At 44.9% G+C, this 1,248-nt stretch carries 1 protein-coding gene and 1 pseudogene; both read right to left on the bottom strand.

Annotation, left to right across the window (positions count from 1 at the left end; translation table 11 throughout):
• Positions 1-590: pseudogene (locus K2I50_RS10680) on the bottom strand (hypothetical protein); the annotation flags it as partial.
• A gap of 27 nt (positions 591-617) precedes the next feature.
• Positions 618-1,248: hypothetical protein (locus K2I50_RS10685; RefSeq protein ID WP_301026335.1), on the bottom strand; the 631-nt coding region annotated here is incomplete at its 5' end.

Consider the following 1,248-nt stretch of genomic DNA (forward strand, 5'->3'; position numbering starts at 1 on the left):
GGATCGTAGGCACGGGCCTCGAAGTCGTAGAGGTCGAGGCCGTTGATGCGGTCGAGCTCCTTGTTGCCAAACTTCCATCGCTGGCTCTCTGGCGAGTGGCCCATCGACATCGGAAGACCGAATGGATAATAGTGGGTTATCTGGCTCACGCTTCCGTCGGAGCACAGGTCTACACGGTTGTTGCCCAGATGGTCGCGCTGATAGAAATGATACTCCGGCTCAGTGAGGCGGCGTCCCGAGAAATCCCGGTAGCTCAAATAGCCGCAGTCGAGGTGGATACGCTCAAGCACACCGTCCTCATACACAAACGCACCGCTGTAATCAGTTGTCGACGTCACGGTAGACCCCGAGGCCGCTACGCCAATCGAAACAACCGGAGGAATGCCCGGGATAATATGCTCTACACGGCGCTTCACGCCGTCAAGACCATAAATATAGCGCGTCTCTCCCCCGTCGCTAAACCTTATCCGCCGAGCACGGTTGTTGACATCATGATAAACCGTTGCGACGGACGCATACCCGCAGTTTGCCACAATGCTCATCAGGAGCACTATGGCAAGCTGTAGGTAATATGTCACTTTAGCGTTCATTGGCAGACGGTAATATAGTGTCAGTTTTTATCCGATGCATTCACGGATTTTGTCCCATATCGGGTCGTGGTCGATACCGACCTCAGACGTCCACATTGTCCGAATCTCATCACCGAGCTTTTCAAGCCGCTCAATCATTACAGGTATCTTAGGCTCGTATGTTTTGTAGTCAAACATATCCAATTCTTTCTTATAATATTGATTCATGGTAGATTTTAATGTTGAATAATTATTTATATCAACTATTCTTGATACCAGAAGATATGGAAAGGTTCCGATAAATCCCATAGTATGTGGTGGAATCTTTAGGTATTGTTTTACTTCTTGATGATAAAAACACTCTATAGTCGGATAATGAAAGATTGCTTCGACAAGAATTTCAATCATCATATATAAACGATGATATTCTTGTTCAAAGTTACTTCCATCAAGACTAAAATAAAAAAATTCCGGAAGTTGGAAATTCTTAGGGTTTATGAGTGCATTTGATAATTTACGTATCTTTCTCTTCCACTCATCATCAGCAGCATATTCTTCAAGCCATTTCCATATAATATCAAAGCGTCGAGCACCATACGGAACAATCTGAAGAAAATCTGCACAAATTTCAGAGTCCTCAAGAGACTTCATCAACAAAGATGGAATACGACGATGAATT

The organism is Muribaculum sp. (assembly GCF_029051885.1).
Taxonomy (GTDB): domain Bacteria; phylum Bacteroidota; class Bacteroidia; order Bacteroidales; family Muribaculaceae; genus Muribaculum.